The organism is Dyadobacter sp. AC419 (assembly GCF_979253085.1).
This window is the reverse complement of sequence record NZ_CEEDCD010000027.1, coordinates 616,276-622,405: the sequence shown is the minus strand read 5'-3', so window position 1 is coordinate 622,405 and position 6,130 is coordinate 616,276. Positions and strand designations below refer to the sequence as shown.

Here is a 6,130-nt window from a genome sequence, read left to right as displayed (position 1 = left end):
CAGGCGGAGATCATTGATTCCGTATCGAAGCATTGTAATCCGCTCAATTCCCATCCCGAAGGCAAATCCGGTGTATTCTTCACTGTCAATTCCGCAGTTTGTCAAGACGTTCGGATCAACCATTCCTGAGCCCGCAATTTCAACCCAACCGCTGTATTTGCAAATGTTACAGCCTTTTCCTTTGCAAATGAAGCAGGTAACATCAATTTCAGCACTGGGTTCTGTGAATGGAAAGTCGGAGTGGACGCAGGCGAATTTGTGATTCCTTGCCAAACATTTCCTTTGCAAAATGATACAATGTGTCTTTCAGATCTTTGAAACTCACATTGCGATCCACATATAAACCTTCAACCTGATGAAAAACGCAATGCGCACGTGCTGAAATAGCCTCATTTCTGAAAACGCGCCCCAGGCATAATTGACCGGATAGGCGGCTTCTGGCGTTCCATCAGCCGCACTTGCACATTGGAAGTGTGGGTGCGCAGCAAAACGTCATCCTTAACCTCACCTTCACTTTTTGAGATAAAAAATGTGTCCTGCATTTCGCGCGCAGGGTGGTTATCAGCAAAGTTGAGCGCGCTGAAATTATACCAGTCTTTTTCTATTTCCGGTCCATAGGAAACATTGAAGCCCATTCTTTCGAAAATTTCAATGATGCGCCGTCTCACAATGGTAAGCGGGTGCAAGCTGCCCTGCTGATTAGGAACGACCGGCAAAGTCAGATCAATCAGCATTTCGGGATTAGTGTCTGAAGCACTTTCAATTGCCGCATAGAATTCCTGAAAACGGTTCTGAGCCAGATTTTTAAGGGTGTTCAATTCCTGTCCAACAGCGCGACGATCTTCTTGCGGAATGTCTTGAGGCCTTCGAACAATTCTGTAACAACGCCCTTTTCGCTAATGTATTTGAGGCGGAAAGCTTCCAGTTGGTCTTTGCTGTCAACTGTTATCTGCTCTATTTCCGAGATTAATTCTTTCGACCTTTTCGGTAATCATAAACTACTGCTTTTTATCAATGTCTGGAGGCTGGTATGCACCGGAATTCACATTAAAATCGCTGCAAAGATAATTAAAGTTAGGCCCACTGCTGTGCATTCATCAACGCTAATCGATTCAACAGGCAATTTTTTCACTGAACAGCTGATTTTCGGGAGTAAGTAAAATTACGCATTTTACTGAGTTTACTTACGTCATTTGCTTTCTTATGAATTATTAATAATTTGATTATCAATTCAGTTGCAAGTTCACGGCGTACTTTTACGTATTTCCAGAAATAGCGCGATCTGCTAATTTTGATTCAGGAAAACAAAACATATTAGTCGCTATTACCATGAAAAACTTTTCAAGCTTTACTCGCGCCAACTCTACAGGAAAAATCTTTGAATGGCGGCCGCGCTTCTATCTCCGTGCAATCAATGGGCCGGACCATATCTGCGGCTCCCTGAGGTTATTACATTCCTGGAAGGTGAAGGCAATTACACTTTTATATATACGAACACTGGCAAGAAATATCTGGTTTCTAAAACATTGAAATCGCTTGCTGGTCAGCTTAATCCAAATTTCATGCGTGTTCACAAATCCTATCTTGTTAACTCGGATTATGTAGTTGAGCGCCTTGAAGATGACCGCATGTTGAAATTGTCTTGCGGCAAAGAAGTAGACAGTATCTCGCAGAAAAATAAAGGAAATCACAGGCAGGTTCGATCGCACTGCGCTTCGCATTTCTGCATAAGATTTTTTGGTGGAAATTAAATTAGTGGGTTATTCATAAAAACAGCAGCCATCGCTTAGATCGAAGGCTGCTCGTTTTGTTTTAAGGCAATGTGTATTAGAACAGTTTCAGGCCAAGCGTTACTTGCCATGAGCTGATCTTCTGTTTCACAGAATCATCTCCACCAATTGCTTTTCCGTTTACTTGAAAGAGGCAAGATTGGTAAATGAACCCTCTCTCCGCGCATCCAGACTAAAACTGCCAATATCCAATCCGGCTCCCAGCTGATAACCGAATGTTGCCTCAGACATTGAAGTGTATGAAATCAGTTGTGTAATATTTGAAAGCGTCTCTCAATCGCTGATTATCTCCAATCCGGAATGAAGTAACCGGTCCGGCTAAAATTCTGAGCGGTCCGCCTTTGAACCCGATTAATAAAGGGACATCAATGTTGCTGTATTTAACACTTATCGTTTCCGACACCGGCTGTTCAAGATCGGTTTTGATAATGTCAAATGAACCGCCTTTGGTCGAAACCAGCACTTCCGGCTGTATAAATAATGTGCGTCCGAATCTTGCGTAAATTCCGCCTACTGCACCGGTTCTCGTATTCCAAGCTTTGCTTTAAATTGTCTCATTTACTTCCTTTCCATCGTATCCCAAATGCCGGTTTCCGACCCTTTGCATCGTAACGCGTTGTAAACACATCTCCCGTCGTCAGGCGTGAGATAATACCGCCGCCGCCCCTGGCTCCCCGAACGCCAAAACCTTTTTTCTGAGCTTGCGCTGATGTTAATGCAAAAATGCATAACAGACAGATACAAGCCACTTTCTGTCAGGATGTTCATGGATAATATAATTTTTTAGGTAAAACCGGATAATAACGCCAAAAAATAAAAAACTTATACCCAGCCTACATTTTTTTTGATTTTGTGGCGGAAGCGTTCCAAATATTTGGATAAATATTGGCTAAATCGTGTTTATATCTAAGCATATATAAATATTACTTTTCTACTTATGGCCAAAGCCAAGACAGCTTATTTTTGTCAGGAATGTGGGTATAATTCACCCAAATGGGTGGGCCGCTGCCCCTCGTGCGGAGAATGGAATACTTTCGTTCAGGAAGTTATAGAGAAAGAAGACAAGAAAACCGCGGTTGCCTGGAAAGGCGTGAACCTGGCGAGCCGGCCACGCGCGATTGCCGAGATCGAATATCAGAATGAACCTAGAATAACAACTTTTGACGGAGAGCTTAACCGGGTTTTAGGCGGAGGAATTGTTCAGGGTTCGCTAGTGCTGATTGGTGGCGAGCCTGGAATCGGCAAGTCGACATTGATGCTTCAAATCGCATTGACCCTATCTAATAAAAAGGTTTTGTACGTTTCAGGCGAGGAATCTGAACAGCAAATCAAAATGCGGGCCGAGCGAACTGGACGCAAAAAGCAGACAAATGCTTCATCCTCACCGACACACATACGCAAAGCATTTTCAGGCAGATCGAAGAAGTTCAGCCTGAGATACTGATCATTGACTCGATTCAAACCATGCAGTCGACTTACATTGAGTCGGGTGCCGAAGCGTTTCGCAGGTGCGGGAATGCACTGCCGAGTTTATTGAAATGTGCTAAGGAGATGGGTGTGCCCGTGTTTTTGATTGGTCACATTACAAAAGATGGATCATTAGCAGGACCAAAAAGTGTTGGAACACATGGTGGATACGGTCTTGCAATTTGAGGGTGACCGGCATAACACTTACCGGATCTTGCGGACGGTCAAAAACCGTTTCGGAAGCACTTCTTGGAATTAGGTATTTATGAAATGCATGGTATCTGGCCTGCGTCAGGTGAGTAATCCTTCGGAAATCCTGATTTCTCAGCGTGATGAGCCGGTTAGCGGAATTGCAATCGGTTCTATGATGGAAGGAAATCGCCCGTTGCTCATTGAAATACAATCGCTTGTGAGCGTTAGCAACTGACTGGAACCCCACAGCGGAGCAGCACAGGTTTTGACGGAAAAAGATTGCAAATGTTACTTGCGGTGCTTGAAAAACGCGGTGGTTTCCGTTTAGGCGTTCAGGATGTGTTTTTAAATGTGGCAGGTGGCTTGAAAGTGGAAGATCCAGCGATAGATCTCGCGGTTGTCGCCTCAATTGTTTCTTCTTATGAAGACAAATTCATTCCTGCGTCGGTTGGGTTTGCTGCGGAAGTGGGGCTTGGCGGAGAAGTGAGGGCTGTTAGCCGGATAGAAAACAGGATATTTGAGGCTGAGAAGCTCGGCTTCAAGAAAATCTACATTTCGAAATACAACAGCAAAGGATTGGATATGAAGAAATTCAAGATTGAGGTTATTGCGGTTGCGCATCTGGATGAGCTTTTTATGTCACTCTTCCTGAATACGTAATTATCTCATTTTTGAATGTTTTACCAGGTAAGCCATCAGGATCGGATCAAAGCCTTTTGCAATGTCAGCTTCAATGAAATCGATTTTGTACTGGCCACATTTCAATTTTAATTTTTGGTAAAAATCGCCTACGAATTCTTTATATGAATCCCGAACAACCTTTGATCCTGGTTGAACCTTGATTTTTTCACCGGATTCAAGATCGATGAATTCGTAAGGCCGGTTTTCAAATGCAAGGAATTCTTCGGTTTTGCGGTCCGTAACATGAAAAAGCAGCACTTCATGCAGGTTGTGCCGCAAACGTTGCAACGCAGAAAAGATTTTATCAGCTTCTTCCAGATTGTCAAACATATCACTGAAAATCACAACCAATGAACGTTTGTGAATTTTTTCGGCAATTTGATGAAGGACAGTGGCAACGGAAGTTTTAAGCAGTGGACGTTTGCTTTGCAGCACATTGTCCAGCTCTAAGATAATTTTGTGGACATGTGACGGTGTAGATTTTACAGCAGTCTGTATCTCAATGTTCTCAGAAAACGTGCAAAGACTGACTGCATCTTTCTGTCTTTGAAGCAGATAAGTAAGGCTTGCGGCGGCCATGACACTGAATGTCATTTTGCCATAACTGTCTTCGGGATAATACATGGACGAAGAAGTGTCCAGCAGTAAATGGCAGCGTAGATTGGTTTCTTCCTCGTAACGCTTCACATAAAGCCGGTCGGTTTTAGCATAAACCTTCCAATCAATGTTACGGGTGGTTTCTCCTGTATTATAAAGTTGATGTTCTGCAAACTCGACAGAAAAGCCTGTGAAAGGGAGATTTGTGCAACCCGGTGATAAAGCCTTCGACCAATTGCTTGGCCAAAAATTCGAGGTTACCAAACTCCCTTACTTTTGCTAGATCAAGTTGCCGGCTGCTCATTAGAATTTTACATTATCGATTGCCGCGCATCGCGACCACTTTTCCCGATTTCTGATCTTATTTGTTCGTTATGATCGAGGAGGACCATTCCTTCCATTCCCACGACACGGATCGAAACATTGGCAACGCCTTTTGCAATAATGCCCAGCAATCTGGCGGCCTCATTACTTAGATCGACTAACCTGTTTTTAGCATAAGGCCCCCGATCATTTACTCTTACTATTACTTTTTCATCATTATCCAGATTCGTTACTTCGAGCATCGTATTAAGCGGGTAACTTCTGTGAGCTGCTGACAATTCAGTGCTTTTGTGCACTTCTCCAAAAGAGGTTTTTTTGCCATTGAACCTGGTCGCATAATACGAAGCGTGACCGGTCTCTGTTTTGCCCAGCTTAATTTGTGCGAAAGCTGCTGGTGCGGAAGCGAAAGCTAACAGGATGCGAATCAGAATACGATTATAAGTCATATCTCTGGTTTTAGGTGAAACATAATAAGGCAAAACGCCTTATTTCATACCGTTTATTTGGGAAACTCCGAAAAAACGGAAACCCACGAATTTCAAAGCTAGTAAAATCTTTTTTAAAAAGAACACTTTTGGAAGTAAAAGTGATATGCTGAATGGAAAATGTACTAGTCAATACTAACAAATTGCTAATATGTGCCCGTTTTTTTGTTAGCAGCAATAAACTTTATATTTTAGCGTTTGAAAACCTATTTAAAACTTAACATAGTGGAAGACAGAGAGCAAATCTACTCCAAAAGGGTCAGGGCAGGAAAACGGACTTACTTCTTCGATGTTCGCTCGACGCGATCCAACGATTATTATCTTACCATCACAGAAAGTCGCCGCCATCCGCAGGGAGACGGGTTCACGTATGAAAAACACAAAATGTTTTTATACAAAGAAGACTTCGATAAGTTCGTTGATGCTTTGAAAGATGCCGTGGATCACGTGAAAACAGAGTTGATGCCGGAAGTTGACTTTTCCCAGTTCGAAGCCAAAGCCGATGAGGTGGACGTAGTTGGTGAGTCGGACCTTAAGTGGGATTAAAAAAATTAAGATATTGAAAAAAGCCTTCGCAATCAATTACGAAGGCTT

Annotated in this window: 8 protein-coding genes and 2 pseudogenes; 6 read left to right on the top strand and 4 right to left on the bottom strand. The window is 42.9% G+C overall.

What is annotated here, in order from left to right; all coding sequences use genetic code 11:
- Positions 1-967: pseudogene (gene pheS / locus AC0IYG_RS27785) on the bottom strand (phenylalanine--tRNA ligase subunit alpha); the annotation flags it as partial.
- 415 nt (positions 968-1,382) lie between these two features.
- Between pheS and AC0IYG_RS27780 the strand changes: the two are divergent.
- The gene (locus AC0IYG_RS27780; RefSeq protein WP_471714338.1) at positions 1,383-1,751 is read left to right on the top strand and encodes a LytR/AlgR family response regulator transcription factor; all 369 of its coding nucleotides are present in this window, start codon (positions 1,383-1,385) and stop codon (positions 1,749-1,751) included.
- Positions 1,752-2,013: 262 nt separating this feature from the next.
- On the opposite strand, the gene AC0IYG_RS27775 is transcribed toward AC0IYG_RS27780, so the two are convergent.
- Entirely contained in the window at positions 2,014-2,265 is a 252-nt protein-coding gene (locus AC0IYG_RS27775; protein ID WP_471714350.1) for a porin family protein, read from the bottom strand.
- Positions 2,266-2,727: 462 nt separating this feature from the next.
- Between AC0IYG_RS27775 and AC0IYG_RS27770 the strand changes: the two genes are divergently transcribed.
- From AC0IYG_RS27770 to AC0IYG_RS27755, 4 genes are all read left to right on the top strand, one after another.
- Positions 2,728-3,234, top strand: a complete 507-nt coding sequence (locus AC0IYG_RS27770; protein ID WP_471714337.1) for an ATPase domain-containing protein — start codon at positions 2,728-2,730, stop codon at positions 3,232-3,234.
- Between the two features lie 20 nt (positions 3,235-3,254).
- Entirely contained in the window at positions 3,255-3,443 is a 189-nt protein-coding gene (locus AC0IYG_RS27765; RefSeq protein WP_471714336.1) for a hypothetical protein, read from the top strand.
- 79 nt (positions 3,444-3,522) lie between these two features.
- The gene (locus AC0IYG_RS27760) at positions 3,523-3,684 is read left to right on the top strand and encodes a hypothetical protein (RefSeq protein WP_471714335.1); all 162 of its coding nucleotides are present in this window, start codon (positions 3,523-3,525) and stop codon (positions 3,682-3,684) included.
- Positions 3,685-3,734: 50 nt separating this feature from the next.
- A complete protein-coding gene (locus AC0IYG_RS27755; RefSeq protein ID WP_471714334.1) occupies positions 3,735-4,109 on the top strand; it encodes a magnesium chelatase domain-containing protein in 375 nt (124 codons plus the stop codon).
- Here AC0IYG_RS27755 and AC0IYG_RS27750 read toward each other — a convergent pair.
- Positions 4,110-5,031: pseudogene (locus AC0IYG_RS27750) on the bottom strand (DUF58 domain-containing protein). It lies immediately after the preceding gene.
- 7 nt (positions 5,032-5,038) lie between these two features.
- Positions 5,039-5,497, bottom strand: coding sequence for a septal ring lytic transglycosylase RlpA family protein (locus tag AC0IYG_RS27745; protein ID WP_471714333.1), 459 nt, complete (start codon positions 5,495-5,497; stop codon positions 5,039-5,041).
- A gap of 237 nt (positions 5,498-5,734) precedes the next feature.
- Here AC0IYG_RS27745 and AC0IYG_RS27740 point away from each other — a divergent pair, with 237 nt between their 5' ends.
- On the top strand, positions 5,735-6,082 hold the full coding sequence (locus AC0IYG_RS27740; RefSeq protein ID WP_082213641.1) for a DUF3276 family protein: 348 nt from the start codon (positions 5,735-5,737) through the stop codon (positions 6,080-6,082).
- Positions 6,083-6,130: the final 48 nt, after the last annotated feature.

Bases quoted from the DNA above. Each gene is read 5' to 3' on its own strand.
- AC0IYG_RS27760 (WP_471714335.1), top strand. From the start codon at position 3,523: ATGAAATGCATGGTATCTGGCCTGCGTCAGGTGAGTAATCCTTCGGAA.
- AC0IYG_RS27745 (WP_471714333.1), bottom strand. From the start codon at position 5,497: ATGACTTATAATCGTATTCTGATTCGCATCCTGTTAGCTTTCGCTTCC.
- AC0IYG_RS27755 (WP_471714334.1), top strand. From the start codon at position 3,735: ATGTTACTTGCGGTGCTTGAAAAACGCGGTGGTTTCCGTTTAGGCGTT.
- AC0IYG_RS27765 (WP_471714336.1), top strand. From the start codon at position 3,255: ATGCAGTCGACTTACATTGAGTCGGGTGCCGAAGCGTTTCGCAGGTGC.
- AC0IYG_RS27770 (WP_471714337.1), top strand. From the start codon at position 2,728: ATGGCCAAAGCCAAGACAGCTTATTTTTGTCAGGAATGTGGGTATAAT.
- AC0IYG_RS27780 (WP_471714338.1), top strand. From the start codon at position 1,383: ATGGCGGCCGCGCTTCTATCTCCGTGCAATCAATGGGCCGGACCATAT.